This is a genomic window from Arsenicibacter sp. R0_47, assembly GCF_057652235.1.
The window spans coordinates 1-14,135 of the sequence record NZ_JBYFCJ010000035.1 but is presented as its reverse complement, the minus strand read 5'-3'; the positions used below and the strand labels follow the sequence as shown (position 1 = coordinate 14,135).

General features: G+C 53.6%; 10 protein-coding genes. 6 read left to right on the top strand and 4 right to left on the bottom strand.

The window, feature by feature from the left end:
- Nucleotides 1–29 precede the first annotated feature (29 nt).
- Entirely contained in the window at nt 30–1,349 is a 1,320-nt protein-coding gene (locus AC23NW_RS31450) for an alkaline phosphatase D family protein (protein ID WP_487454537.1), read from the bottom strand.
- A 148-nt stretch (nt 1,350–1,497) separates the two neighbouring features.
- Here AC23NW_RS31450 and lysA point away from each other — a divergent pair, with 148 nt between their 5' ends.
- From lysA to AC23NW_RS31435, 3 genes are all read left to right on the top strand, one after another.
- The gene (gene lysA, locus AC23NW_RS31445) at nt 1,498–2,760 is read left to right on the top strand and encodes a diaminopimelate decarboxylase (RefSeq protein WP_487454535.1); all 1,263 of its coding nucleotides are present in this window, start codon (nt 1,498–1,500) and stop codon (nt 2,758–2,760) included.
- Nucleotides 2,761–2,821: 61 nt separating this feature from the next.
- Entirely contained in the window at nt 2,822–3,535 is a 714-nt protein-coding gene (locus AC23NW_RS31440) for a YebC/PmpR family DNA-binding transcriptional regulator (protein WP_293841767.1), read from the top strand.
- A gap of 125 nt (nt 3,536–3,660) precedes the next feature.
- Nucleotides 3,661–4,464 carry an SDR family oxidoreductase gene (locus tag AC23NW_RS31435; protein WP_487454533.1) on the top strand — a complete coding sequence of 268 codons (804 nt, stop codon included), beginning with the start codon at nt 3,661–3,663 and terminating at the stop codon, nt 4,462–4,464.
- Here AC23NW_RS31435 and AC23NW_RS31430 read toward each other — a convergent pair.
- Together AC23NW_RS31430 and AC23NW_RS31425 are read right to left on the bottom strand one after the other, a co-directional pair.
- The gene (locus AC23NW_RS31430) at nt 4,461–5,177 is read right to left on the bottom strand and encodes a GAF domain-containing protein (protein ID WP_487454532.1); all 717 of its coding nucleotides are present in this window, start codon (nt 5,175–5,177) and stop codon (nt 4,461–4,463) included. The genes AC23NW_RS31435 and AC23NW_RS31430 overlap by 4 nt on opposite strands.
- Before the next feature lie 99 nt (nt 5,178–5,276).
- Entirely contained in the window at nt 5,277–8,891 is a 3,615-nt protein-coding gene (locus AC23NW_RS31425) for a carboxypeptidase regulatory-like domain-containing protein (RefSeq protein ID WP_487454530.1), read from the bottom strand.
- Between the two features lie 172 nt (nt 8,892–9,063).
- Between AC23NW_RS31425 and AC23NW_RS31420 the strand changes: the two genes are divergently transcribed.
- From AC23NW_RS31420 to AC23NW_RS31410, 3 genes are all read left to right on the top strand, one after another.
- Nucleotides 9,064–10,311 carry a DUF2264 domain-containing protein gene (locus tag AC23NW_RS31420; protein WP_487454529.1) on the top strand — a complete coding sequence of 416 codons (1,248 nt, stop codon included), beginning with the start codon at nt 9,064–9,066 and terminating at the stop codon, nt 10,309–10,311.
- An 81-nt stretch (nt 10,312–10,392) separates the two neighbouring features.
- Entirely contained in the window at nt 10,393–11,274 is an 882-nt protein-coding gene (locus AC23NW_RS31415) for a sugar phosphate isomerase/epimerase family protein (protein WP_487454528.1), read from the top strand.
- 196 nt (nt 11,275–11,470) lie between these two features.
- Complete coding sequence (locus AC23NW_RS31410; RefSeq protein WP_487454526.1) at nt 11,471–12,982, top strand: glycine--tRNA ligase; 1,512 nt, start codon at nt 11,471–11,473, stop codon at nt 12,980–12,982.
- A 468-nt stretch (nt 12,983–13,450) separates the two neighbouring features.
- Here AC23NW_RS31410 and AC23NW_RS31405 read toward each other — a convergent pair whose 3' ends face one another.
- Nucleotides 13,451–13,951: a hypothetical protein gene (locus tag AC23NW_RS31405; RefSeq protein WP_487454524.1), complete on the bottom strand. Its 501-nt coding sequence runs from the start codon at nt 13,949–13,951 to the stop codon at nt 13,451–13,453.
- Nucleotides 13,952–14,135 lie beyond the last annotated feature (184 nt).

Below are 14,135 nucleotides of genomic sequence, written 5' to 3'. Positions count from 1 at the left end.
GGAAACAGTACAGATACAACGAAAAAAAGCTATTTCAATTGACTGGCTTTAATCTCCTGCACCCATTTTTCTTTGCCGTTACTATCGTAGACGGTGACTTTCAGCGTTCTGTCTTTCATGGGGCCGGTGACGCTCATCATGGCAAAGTTGCGTTCGGTCACCAGCGTTCCGTTGATTACGGTCGGCTGTTTCAACTCTTCGGCCAGTGGTTTGGCCGGCCCTGACGTGAGCGGCGAAATGGTGAAATCGTAGAGCGGATAGGTGCCCGGCCGGTCTAGTTTGTGTACAATCGAGTGGTGACGGTCGCCCGTGATAAAGATAACACCCGGAATCTTCGCATCGGTAATGGCGTTGATCAGCCGGTTGCGCTCATCGCCAAACGTAGCGTAGGTTTCATAGACCGCCATCGGGTTAATAACCTGCCCGCCGATGATCACAAACTTAAACGGTGCCTGGCTGCTGCTCAGTGCATCAATCAGCCAGTCGAACTGCTTCTGGCCAAGCATGGTGCGCTCCATGGTTTTCAGGTCATTCGGGGTGCGGTAGGTCCGGTCATCGAGCAGGAAAAACTGGCAGTCGTTCCAGAAAAAGGTCCCGGTGCAGCCTTCGTTAAAAATATAGTTCGGATTGGCCCAGAACAGCTTAAATGCTTCGAGGGTGATCGGCTTAAACCAGTAGGCACGGTCGGAGTCGTTAGGCCCGAAATCATGGTCGTCCCACATGGCGTAGTTATGCGTTGAACCCAGCAGCGGCTGCATTTCGGGCAGGGAGCGCGTGTGGGTATACCGTTTTAACACACCCGAACGGGTATTCCAGTCAACCTCGCGGAGGTAGGTGTTGTCGCCGGTCCAGAGCATGAAATCCGGTTTTTTGGCGGCAATGCTGGTAAAGATTTCGTAATTGCCGCCGTAGGGCGTGCCGGGGCGGTCAACGTCCGGCTCGTTCACGTACGCGCAGCTGCCGACAGCAAACTGAAACGCCGGCGGATCGGTACGCCACTGCCAGAGCGTCTGTGTCTGGAACGAGGTCGGGTAGTTGAGCGCCACTTTCTTGCCGTTGATCAGCACTTCGTAGTCGTATTTTTTGCCGGGCTGCACCTGATCGGCCAGCAAATGGGCGGTAAACGCCGTTTGTTTGGCGGTCTGCACTTCGTCGGTCAGGAAGGTTTGTTTCGGGGCGGCCTGGTCCCAGTACCGGATCTGCACACGGGCAGGTTCTTTGGTTTGCGCCCAGAGCATGACCTCGCGCATCTCGGAATAACCGACCATCGGACCCGATTGCAGCGGGGATTGAGCATGAGCCGCCACCAGCAGCAGCTGGCACAGGAAGAGGAGAATCGTTTGTTTCATAAAAATTGATTTAGCGGCCGGTTCGTCACATCAGTGTAGTGAACCGGCAAATTTGTTGATGTACAGGTCAGCATTTCCGGTCCGTCAAAGCAAAAGGAATATTTAACGATTATATTTGCACTTCTTTTTGAAAAGACACCGCAAGTCGATGCAGTTAGCACAAAACCGTTATACCATTCAGGGCGTTGATGTACTGGAAATTGCCGAAGAGTTTGGCCTGCCATTGTACGTGTACGACGCCGACAAAATTATTGAAAAAATCGGTGTACTCCGGTCGTCCTTTACCGGCGTTAACCTAAAGATAAAGTACGCAGCCAAAGCGCTGACCAACCTGTCGATTCTGAAGCTGATGCGTATGCAGGGGACCGACATTGAAGTGGTGTCGGTTAACGAGGCGCGGCTGGCCTTACTGGCGGGTTTCGAACCGGCGCAGATCATGTTTACCCCCAGCGGCAACGCCTTCGCCGAAATTCAGGAAGCGATCGGGATGGGGCTGAAGCTGAACGTCGACAGCATCCCGCTGCTACAGCAGATCGGTGAGGTATACGGCGGTTCGGTTGCGGTTGGTCTCCGGATTAACCCGCACATCACGGAAGGCGGTAACGTAAAAATTCAGACCGGCCACGTTGATTCTAAATTTGGTATTTCGGTGTTGCAGCGGGCGGATATTCAGGCCGTCGTGATGCAGTATGGCATGTCGGTAATCGGGCTGCATATCCATACGGGCTCTGATTTCAAAAATGCCGATGCATTCCTGAAAGGCGCTGATGTGCTGTTTGAACTGGCGTCGGATTTTCCGGACCTCCAGTTTCTGGATTTCGGCAGCGGGTTTAAGGTGGCTTACAAGGAGGGCGATCACTTTACCGATGTGGCCGATCTGGGCGCCAAGGTCTCGGCGGCATTTCAGGCGTTCTGCGCCGGATACGGCCGTGAGCTGGAGCTTTGCTTCGAGCCTGGCAAATTCCTCGTGAGTGAATCAGGGCATCTGCTCGTGAACGTAAACGTGGTGAAACAAAACCCGAACCGGACTTTTGTTCAGGTCGATTCAGGGTTGAACCACCTGATCCGGCCGATGATGTACGACGCATGGCACGATATCGTAAACGTATCGAATCCGGCGGGAGACCACCATCGCTACAACGTGGTTGGCTATATCTGCGAAACCGACACGTTTGCTACTGATCGGGATCTGCCGGAAGTACGGACCAACGATGTGCTGGCGTTTAAAAATGCGGGCGCTTACGGGTTCTCCATGGCATCAAACTACAACTCGCGGCCCCGTCCGGCCGAGGTATTGGTCTACGACGGCAAGCCGTATCTGGTTCGTCAGCGCGAAACGTTTGACGACATCCTGCGCGGACAAGTAAATTTATCTGTACTGAATGAAGCTGCGACTGTGGCCGGTGAGTAAAAACTCGTCGCGTCCAGGTTTGCGTATCATCAATTGACTTATAATTTTTTCATTTTACAAAATGGGAAGAGCATTTGAATACCGTAAAGCACGGAAAATGAAGCGGTGGGGGCAGATGGCAAAAACCTTCACCCGTATTGGTAAAGATATCGTTATCGCGGTAAAAAGCGGCGGACCGGACCCTGACACCAACGGTCGTTTGCGGGCGGTAATCCAGAACGCCAAAGCGGCAAACATGCCGAAAGAAAACGTGGAGCGGGCGATTAAAAAAGCATCGTCGAAAGAGCAGGAGGATTACAAGGAGCTTACCTACGAAGGCACCGGCCCTCACGGCATTGCCTTTGTGATTGAAACCGCTACCGATAACCAGAACCGGACAGTTGCCAATGTGCGCAGCTACTTCAATAAAGTTGGCGGAACGCTGGGTACTTCCGGGATGAATGACTTTTTGTTTAACCGGAAAAGCGTATTCCAGATTTCGGCTGATGGCGTTGATGCGGACGAGCTTGAACTGGAACTGATTGACTTCGGCGCTGAAGAGTTTGAGTTTGACGAAGAAGCGAATGAAATCGTCATCTACGGCGGCTTTACGGCATTCGGCGGCATTCAGAAATACCTTGAAGGAAAAGGGTATGAGCTGAAACGCGCTGAATTTGAGCGTATTCCGACGATAACCAAAGAGCTGAGCGAAGAACAAATGGCCGACGTAGAGAAGCTTATTGATAAGCTCGAAGACGACGACGATGTGCAGAACGTGTACCATAACATGGTATAATCATACAGCATTCAACTACAAAAGCCCTGAGCAATCGGGGCTTTTTTGTTTGTAACACGGAATGATATTTCGTGGGCAGAAAATAACTTTTTGCAGCAAGGCACCTCGTTCCGGGTTACAGGTGTATGATACATACAATGGGACGAGGCGATCTGGTCGGCAAGGTGGCACTGGTAACCGGCGCAGGTTCAGGAATCGGGAAGGCAGCGGCGCTGCGCTTCGCACAGGAGGGTGCCAAAGTGGCCGCACTCGGCCGGACAGAAGACGAGCTGGCCAAAACGGTCGGCGAAATCGAAAAGGGGGGCGGAGTTGCCCGCATGATTCTGGCCGATATTGCCAAACCAGATGACATGCAGCGGGCGGTCGCTGATATCGAAGATGCCTGGGGACAGCTCGATATTGTCTTTGCGAATGCCGGCGTCAACGGCGTCTGGGCGCCGCTCGAAGAACTGGAGCCCGATGAATGGGAAAAAACAATTCAGATTAACCTGACGGGCACCTTCCTGACGGTCAAGTACGCCATACCGCTGCTCAAAAAAGTAGGCGGGTCAATCATCATCACCGCCTCGGTCAACGGCACCCGCATCTTCAGCAATACGGGCGCCACGGCCTACTCAAGTACCAAAGCCGCTCAGGTGGCCTTTACAAAAATGGCGGCCCTGGAACTGGCTAAGTACAAAATCCGGGTCAATGTCATCTGCCCCGGAGCCATCACCACCGAAATCGACGAAAGCACCGAAAAACGGGGTATCGAAGCGGAGAAAGAGCCGGTTGAGTTTCCGGAAGGCAACATTCCGCTAACCGACGGAGAACCAGGCACGAGCGAACAGGTAGCTGAACTGGCGCTGTTTCTGGCCTCGGACCGCGCCAGCCATATCACCGGCACACCGATCTGGATCGACGGCGGCGAATCACTGCTGATGGGTTAGGGTAGCAGGCCGGCCCCTTTTTTAATCTGCTCGCAGGCTTCCTTAATGTTGTTCAGTGGCGATAACTGGTCTTCACGGGTCACGAGTTTGACCATGCGCTGTGTGTTGGCCTGAATGGACAGAATGTTTGGTTCGAGCGTATCAGCAATGAACGTCCGGAAACGGGCTTTCCGTTCTTTTACGGTTTCAATCTGACGCTGGTGTTCGGCGAGTTCCAGCCGGGTACGACGCAGTGTGAGGTGTGTATTCGCGAGCTTTGCCAGCGCTTTCAGTGAAAGCAGCTGATTGTCCGTTAGTGTCCTTGGCCGGTTGTCGATCACACAAAGTGTACCCAGCGCAAAGCCATCCTCATCAACGAGCGGAACGCCCGCATAAAAGATTACATAGGGCGTGCCAGTGGTTAAGGGATTGTCGGCAAAGCGTTCGTCAAGCCGTGCGTCAGGAACAATCATCAGGTTATCGGGCTCAACGATGGCATGGGCGCAAAACGCGTGATCACGCGGCGTTTCAGTATCTGCCAGCCGTTTTTTGGCCTTAAACCATTGCCTGTCCTTGTCTATAAACGCGATACTTGAAATGGGAGTACGGCATATTTCAGAGGCAAGGCGAACAACGTCATCAAAAACGTCTTCCGGGAGCGTATCGAGTATATTATAGGAGGCAAGAGCCTTGAGCCGATCGGATTCGTTGGCCGGTAAAGGAGCTGATTTCATTACACAAACGTCAATATTCACTTCTAGAACGTGTGAATATAGCGAACGGAGCGTGTCCGGGCAAATGAATGCAGCCCTGAAACGGGCAGATTTGTCAGCTTACTGCACCCGGATAAGTTGCTCAACGCTGACCGGACGGCCATAATTGGTAACACCCTGCACGGATACCCGCAGGTACCGGACAACATCCGAAATCGGGAAATTCAGTTTTACCTGTCCCTGTGCGTCGGTTTGTAAAACGGGTTTCCAGTAAATCACATCCCTGCGGTCAATCGGTTTGGTGCCGTCAGGCATAGCCTCAAACGCCGGTATATAAAACTCACGGACGGTCGGAAATCCGATAACCGTCAGTTCGGTTGCCACGGCATCGGGTGAGGAAGTTTTTGCTTTCACCGTTGTCTTTTTTGTGTAAATAATAATGACGCCGTTAGCCCCGCGTGCTCCGTAGGCTGCTGCACCGGCATTTTTGATGATGTCGATACGCTCAATGGAATTGGGGTCAAGGGTGAGCAGGATACTCCCTTCTTCGTTTTCCGTCAGATAAACCCCGTCAACAATATACAGTGGCTGGACACTGCCCGTGAGTGTGCCAACCCCGCGGATGACAACGCTGTATCCGTTGGTGGATTGCGAGACCCGTGATACCTGCACGCCCGGCACGCGCCCCATCATCATCTCATAGACGTTGGCATACTGTGATAGCCGTTCATCAATGACGAGGCTATAATCCGGCGTCCCCAATGAAGTGGTGCGCGGTCTTTCCACATCCCTTGGCTTTTCGGCCCGGACTGTCACTTCGGTCAAGAGTTTGGCGTTTCGCTGGCGGTAAAACTGCGGTGTTGCTTCCTGCCGGGCCCTTGCAGCCCGTAAGGCTGACGCCAGCGCTACCCAATCGACCAGTGTACTGTCGTTCACAAAGCGCGCTTTCGGATCTACCGGCATTGATGCCGTTGGTTTGTCGAACAAAATGGTGGCATTGATGGCTTGTAGTTTATAGTCAAACACTTGTGCCATCAACGTCAGCGTATCCGTAATCATGAGGCCGCCCAGCCGGAAACGACCCTGATTATCAGCGCCGGCTGACCGGTTGAAGGGCCGGCCCGATGTACGTGAGGTAAACATGATTTCGGCATTAGGCACCGGTTTCCCTTTTTTGTCTATGACGCGGCCGCTGATGACAATGCCTCCCAGCGTGTCGGCGTCTTCCGTGGCGGCGGACTGCGTCTGTTGCCAGTTGACGCGTCGCCAGCCAGCTGTCATAAGGGCCTGATCGAGTACTACCTTGTCTGCATGGGCATTACTGCGTAGTGCCGACGCCAGGCCAGCCATCGGGCGCCGGAGTTCGCCGGTAAGCAGCAGATGACTGTAAATATCGGTCGACAGGGTGTCAGGGGGTAACTGATCGGCATCCGTAATAGTGGCCGACAGGTTGGCATTCAGCGGAAACCCGCCGCCATCGGTAAGGGTCATGGTAAGCTGCACCTGCTGCCGTGGCTGGTAGCGGGTCTGATCCATCTGCATACTGAGCTGCACGGGGGGCAAATGTTCCGGAATAAATACCAGCCGTTCGGCCCACGGCCGTGCATGCGCATCAAACAGCGTGATCTGGCACAAGCCGGGCGGCAGTTTGGCCACGAGCAAATCCAGATTGGCCTTGCCGTCTTCCAGCTGGATTTTATTCTGCTGCAGCAACTGGCCACGGCTTTGAATAGTCAGGTAAATAACCTGTTTAGCATAGGCCGCTGAGCCGCGGATATAAATGGCCAGCCGGCTGCTGTCGGTGGTGACGTCAGCTTTCAGGGTTAGTCCTGCGGGATCGGGTTGCCGGAGCATAACGATACCCGAGTCGCTTTCGGTTTGCCAGTGCGCCACAAATGTCTGGTTGTCTGCGGGAGTTACCGCAATCAACCCCATGCCATTCGCGCCCGTTTCAAACCGGACGGGTTCTCCTCCCTGCGTTGGCTGTACCCGTCCGCGGAGGGCAATGCCTTTGCCATGCCGGTCCACCGCGCGGATAGCCAGCCGGCTGGTCAGGCCGGTAACCCATCGTCCGCCTTCCGGCAAAAATTGTACATCAATCGTCGGGCGACCAGCCAATGCAACCGGGGCTCCTGTTTGTATAGCCGGATTAACGGGCGCTGCCGGTGGGGTAGAGGCCTGTGCTGCCGGAAAGAAATTATAAACCGACAGAGTACGCTGAAAAGCAGGCAATGAGTCAACCCGCTGGCTTTCGGTGTAGGCATAGAGGTGATAGAGCCCTGTCCGCAGGGTATCCGGCAGGAAAAAGTCCCCGTTGCCACGGCCATCGTGCAAGGCAACCCATTCGTGGCGGACGATTTTTCCGTCGGGGCCGATAAGGGCCACATGAATGGATGGGTCCAGGTCTGAAAACGTGTTCGGAATCAGTTGCAGGCTGGAGGCATGGAGGTAGAAGGCGCTGAACCAGAGCCGGTCACCGGTGGCATAGAGGGCCTTATCGGTGTGCAGGAAAACGGCGGGTGTTTGCCGGGTATGCTGCTGTTCCCAGGCACGGGTGAGGGAATCAAGGCGTTTATCGGCCTTCATAATGGTTCCGGCACTGGGTACCTGCGCCGCCAGTGAGGCACCTTTGACCGGTGGGTACCAGTCGGCAGGCAGCATATTGGCCAGCCGGTCGTTGCCGAGATAACCACGGATTTCCATGCCTTGCGCCTGCGTAATGGTACCGTCAACGTTTACCTGGCAAGTTCCTTTCGGCAGCATCATCAGCGAATAGGCGTAGGGCATATCACGGTACGGCGATGTTTTCGAAAAACGATGTGCGTAGAAGATTTCGAGCGGTTTGTTGGTTGTCATAATCCGCTCGAACGATAATTCACCGGGCTTGAACAGCGTGTCGGACTTAACTGGTTTCGAACGGAACTGATTGTCGTTAAGCAGAACACGGGTTGACGCCATCGACGGTACGTTGATACTGCTTTCGTATACCATAAAGCCTTCCCGTTCGGTGGTGCCGGCAATCATACTGGCCAGCAGGTGTCGGGTCGATCCGTCATACGCCTGTTTGCGGTGCCGCTGCCAGCGTTCGGTCTGATCCGGATTGGCTGCTTTCAGCTCTTCGAAGCGGGCGGTCCCGGCATAAAACGTAGCCATCTGATACAGATCGAAATACGACAGGTCGTAGGTGATCCGGTAGCCGAGGGCTTTGTTTTCAATGATCAATGGTTCGGTGACACTGGCTTTGAGGTGACCGTCTTCCTCTGACAACTGCACAACGCCGGAATTGACGATAACGCACTGACTCTGAAACGGCGAGTCGCCGAGGAGTGCTTCACGGAAGAGACGGAAGCGGCGCTCCCAGAACTTGCTGCGTTTTGCGGATACGGTAACCCCCGTCAGCTGGCTGGCGTCGGCTTTCAGCTTGATCTGCACTGAGTAGGCCGGCCGGTCATCCAGCCGCAGGTACTGCCGGATGGTTGAGTAACCGACAAATGAAGCGACAATTTCGATGGTGCCGATCGGTACGTTAGGCAGCCGGTAGTTTCCGTTTTCATCGGTTGACGTACCGCGTGTGGTGTTATTGATAAAGACGTTGGCAAAAGGCAGCGGATTACCCGTCGCTTCATCAACGACTTTACCCGTCAGCACGGTGGTCGGTGTGCCGGACTGGGCCAGAACATCCGGTGTAAGAAAACGGAAAAAGATCAGACAGAGTAAGAGGAGCGAAGGCTTCATACCAATCGGCTTAGGTAAGGTAAAGATATTGAAAAATAGAATTTTAAAGGAAGATGTGTTGATTTTCCGTGGCCGGCGAGCGGATGGCCGTCAAGGAACGGGCTAAACGGACTCAAAAAGTAGAATTCCGGCCCGGAACCGCTTTGTTAAGTAAAATCTGACAACGTTTCCGATGAACCGACGCTATTTTACCCGCCTTTTTTCGGCGCTTCCGCTGGCCGGATTTACCACGACACATAGTTTCGCTGCCACGAATACCGCGCCGGCTATTCTGGCCGAAACAGACCGCGCCTACTGGCTGCAAACCCTCCTGAAAGTGGCCGATCCGGTGCTGAATGCCCTGGCAAAAGGCCAGTTAAAAGCGACGATGCCGGTCGAATCGGCACCGGGGCAGGAGGAAGGTCGCCGGCGTGTTTCGCATCTGGAAGCACTGGGCCGCACACTGGCCGGACTGGCCCCGTGGCTCGATGCCCCGGCAACCGGCGCGGAAAAGGCACAGCAGCAGAAATACGGCGATCTGGCGCGCAGGGCCATTGCCAACGGCGTGAATCCGCAGTCGCCGGATTTCCTGAACTTTACACAGGGCGGGCAGCCGCTGGTGGATGCGGCTTTTCTGGCGCACGGGCTGCTGCGGGCTCCCGATCAACTCTGGAAACAACTCGATAAAGAAACCCAAACCCGCCTGATCGCGGCCCTGAAAGCAAGCCGCGTGATTAAGCCGGGTTATAACAACTGGCTGCTGTTCAGCGCGATGGTCGAAGCGGCGCTCCTGAAATTTACGGGCGAGTGCGACGAAATGCGGATGGATTATGCCATCCGGCAACACCAGAACTGGTACAAAGGCGACGGCGCCTATGGTGATGGCCCTGACTTTCACTGGGATTATTACAACAGTTACGTGATTCAGCCGATGCTGCTGGATGTGGTGCAGACGCTGGTTGATGCGAAAAAAGGCGACAAGAACCTGCTGGCAACTTTGCGGGAACGAGCACAACGCTACGCCATGATTCAGGAGCGGATGATTGCGCCCGACGGGTCGTTTGCGGCCTATGGCCGGTCGCTGGCCTACCGGTGCGGCGCGTTTCAGCTCCTGGCGCAAATGGCTTACCAGAAACAGCTGCCCGCCGAATTAACCGCCGGACAGGTGAAGGCCGCCCTGTCGGCCGTAATCCGCCGGACGATGGACGCACCGGGCACCTTCGACGCCAAAGGCTGGCTCCAGATCGGCTTGTGCGGGCATCAGCCGTCGATTGGCGAAGGCTATATCTCGACCGGAAGCCTGTATTTATGCACCGAAGCCTTCCTGCCGCTCGGCCTCGGTGCCGACGACCCCTTCTGGACCGCACCGGCCGAAGACTGGACGGCGAAAAAAATCTGGTCGGGGCAGGATGTCAAGGCCGATCATGCCATAAAGGGATAAGGGTCGCAGTAGCAAACCGGCCGGAGGTTCTTTGTTGGAGTACAACGTATTAACTCCTCCAACCCCTTATCCAGACTACGTATGTCTACCATTAACCGAAAAACATTCCTGAAAGAACTTTCCCTGCTGGCGGGCGGATCTATCCTCGCTGGTAGCAGCGTTGCGCATGCTTCATCGTGGAAAAAAACAAAGATGAAACTCGGACTCGTAACCTACCTGTGGGGAAAGGACTGGGACGTGCCGACGATTATCAAAAACTGTACGGACACCAATATCCTCGGCGTTGAATTGCGGGTAGAACATGCTCACAAGGTGATGCCTGAGCTAAGCGCTGCCGCCCGGCAGGAGGTCAGGAGGCGGTTTGCCGATAGCCCCGTGAAACTGGTCGGTCTGGGTACCAATCAGCAGTATGATTTCATCGAACCTGACCGCGTAAAGGCATCGATTGAGCGTACAAAGGAGTTTATCCGGTTGAGTGCCGATGTGGGCGGAACCGGTGTGAAGGTGAAGCCGAACGCGTTGCACAAGGAAGTGCCGGCCGAACAGACGCTCGAACAGATCGGAAAAGCGTTAAACGAGCTGGCGATTTACGCAGCTGATTTCGGGCAGAAAATCCGGCTGGAAGTGCACGGCGAAGCCACGCAGGAACTACCGGCCACGAAACAGATCATGGATGCGGCTCCGAACAAAAACGCCGTTATCTGCTGGAACTGCAACCCGCAGGACCTGAACGGACAGGGATTCGAGTATAATTTCAATCTGGTAAAAGACCGGTTCGGTGATACCTGCCACGTCCGTGAGCTTGACCGCACGGATTATCCCTACGCCGCCCTGCTGACCAATCTGGCCAACATGAAGTACGATGGCTGGGTGCTGCTCGAATGCCACACGAACCCCGCCGACAAAATCGCGTCCATGAAAGCCCAGCGCGAGGTATTCGACCGGATGGTGGCGAAGTTGTAATTGTGTGTCATTTATCTTCCAGGAAGTTCAAAACTTCCTGGAAGATAAATGACACACAATTACCGGCTACAGAAAAATAGATACCGAAACTCAGGCAATTTCTGTCTTTATCAATGCAACGGTTATCTTTGCGGCTCAATTCGGGTTTCGGCCCGGTGAAATGTATTGACAATAACCAGCGGAAAGAAAGTCCCTCATGTCAGATAACAAAGAGACGCAGGCAGCAGCGACACCGGCAACCTCGTTGCAGGACATCATCGCGCACGCGAAAGAATACGGTTTTGTGTTCCCTTCTTCGGAAATTTATGATGGTTTACAGGCGGTTTACGACTATGGTCAGAACGGCGTTGAACTGAAAAATAACCTGAAAACGGCCTGGTGGAAGGCCATGACCCAGCTGCACGATGAGGTAGTGGGTATCGATGCGTCGATTTTCATGCACCCGCTGACGTGGAAAGCGTCGGGCCACGTTGACTCGTTCAACGATCCGATGATTGATAACAAGGACTCGAAAAAACGCTACCGCGCTGACCAGCTCCTTGAGGGCAAAGCCGAACAATACGAGAAAGCCGGTGACGAAGCCCGTGGCCAGGCATTACGCAATGAGCTGGGCCGCTTGCAAGGCGCCGAAGACATGGAAGGTCTTCGTGACCTGATCATTGCCGAAGGCATTGTCTGCCCGATCTCCGGTACATCGAACTGGACGGAAGTGCGCCAGTTTAACCTGATGTTCTCCACGCAGGTGGGTTCGGTGGCCGAAGATGCCAGCCTGATTTATCTGCGTCCGGAGACGGCTCAGGGTATTTTCGTGAACTTCCTGAACGTGCAGAAAACCGGCCGGATGAAGGTCCCGTTTGGCATTGCCCAGATCGGTAAGGCGTTCCGGAACGAGATCGTTGCCCGTCAGTTTACGTTCCGGATGCGGGAGTTTGAGCAGATGGAAATGCAGTATTTCGTACGCCCCGGCACTGAAATGGAGTGGTACGAAAAATGGCGCGATACGCGTCTGGCGTTCCACAAGGCCATTGGTCTGCCGGCCGCAAAGCTGAAGTTCCACATCCACGAAAAGCTGGCGCACTATGCTAACGCGGCCGTGGATATTGAATATGAATTCCCGTTTGGCTTCCGCGAGATGGAAGGTATCCACTCCCGGACCGACTTTGACCTGAAAAGCCATCAGGAGCTGAGCAAGAAAAAGCAGCAGTATTTCGACAACGACATTAACCCTGAAACGGGTAAGCCATACGGGAACTACATTCCGTATGTGGTGGAAACATCGGTAGGGGCCGACCGTCTGTTCCTGGCTACGTTCTGCAATGCGTTTACGAAAGAAACCGTTGGCGAAGGCGAAACTCAGAAAGAGCGGACATACCTGAAACTGCATCCGGCCCTGGCACCGATCAAGGCGGCCGTGTTCCCGCTGGTACGTAAGGATGGTTTGCCGGAAAAAGCCGAGCAGATCGTGAAGTCGCTGCGGAGCGAGTTCCGCGTGATCATGGAAGAGCGCGACGCCATCGGTAAGCGGTATACGCGTCAGGATCTGATCGGAACCCCGTACTGTATTGCCGTGGATTACCAGACGCTGGAAGACGACACGGTTACGATCCGTCACCGCGACACAACCGAGCAGGAACGCGTACACATCAGCGAGCTGAAGGCCAAAATCGGCCATGCCGTTTCGATGGAGCGGATTCTGGAGCAGCTGTAAGGCCGCTCATCCGGATTTGTAAATCCGGATGCTGCTGACTGCGGATGTATACATCCGCGATTATGTACGTCGGGATTCGGAAATCCCGACGAGCTGAGCTTTCTCATATAAGCCCCGCCCGCATCTGCGAGCGGGGCTTTTGTATATTGGTGGTTCCCGCTCATCCGGATTTGTAAATCCGGATGTTACTGACTGCGGATGTATACATCCGCGATTATGGGCGTCGGGATTTTAAATCCCGACGAGCGGGAGGAACGCTTATTTTACTTACTTTACTAGTAAATCTACACCGTTGAAATCACCTTCAATAAGCCATTGAGGAATATAATCAGACTCCAGAGAGCTCAGCGTTAATCCTCGTTCATAACCAAATGCGCAAGCCGCCGTAATTGGCAACGAAAGAAATCCTTGCCCCCAAAGCGTACGATCTTCTTCCTCCTGATTTTCATCAATGCGGATACGGGTATATTATGTCTTCCATTGATGGAGGGCTAACCTTACGGCATCCTCAAAGCCGGTTTGACTGGCTTCAAATATCTGATAGTAAATAGTAATTACCGGCAATGTGACCGCTTCTACATACTCTTTTCGTGCTGTAAAAATTCGTTCCCATACCCATAGTTGATTAAACCCTTCAACCTTGATATACCGCTTATACGTTTCCCAGTCCAGTTGCTCTGAAATAGCCTGGAAAGTAGCCTGTGCCTCGTCGGAGTTGCCTTTACCCTTCGCCAGCATCTGATAAAAAGTCATCATAATCTCAAGAATCAGGTCATCCTGACTGCTTTGTTCCGTAAATGAAACAGGTATATTTGCCAGATAGGCCAGCGCTTTTTCATCCCGCAGGATTAAGGCCGTTTGAATACCTTCTGTCACATCTGATGCACTAATACGGTGGTTTTCAAATTTACCGGTGGTTGATATGATACGGTTAACCAGGTTAAGAGTGACAGGATGGCTATCATTCATTGAATATTGGAACCATGCTAAACGGAGCTGGTTTAGATAATAAATTATACTGTAGGTCACCTCTTTACCATTGTAAAGCCAATACAATCCTAAATAATTTGAAAGCTTGAGATGGTCTAATTTATCGGCACAGTGAACTTGCTTAACTTCGCAAGATCATGCAGCAACTAAGCAGACCTAAAAC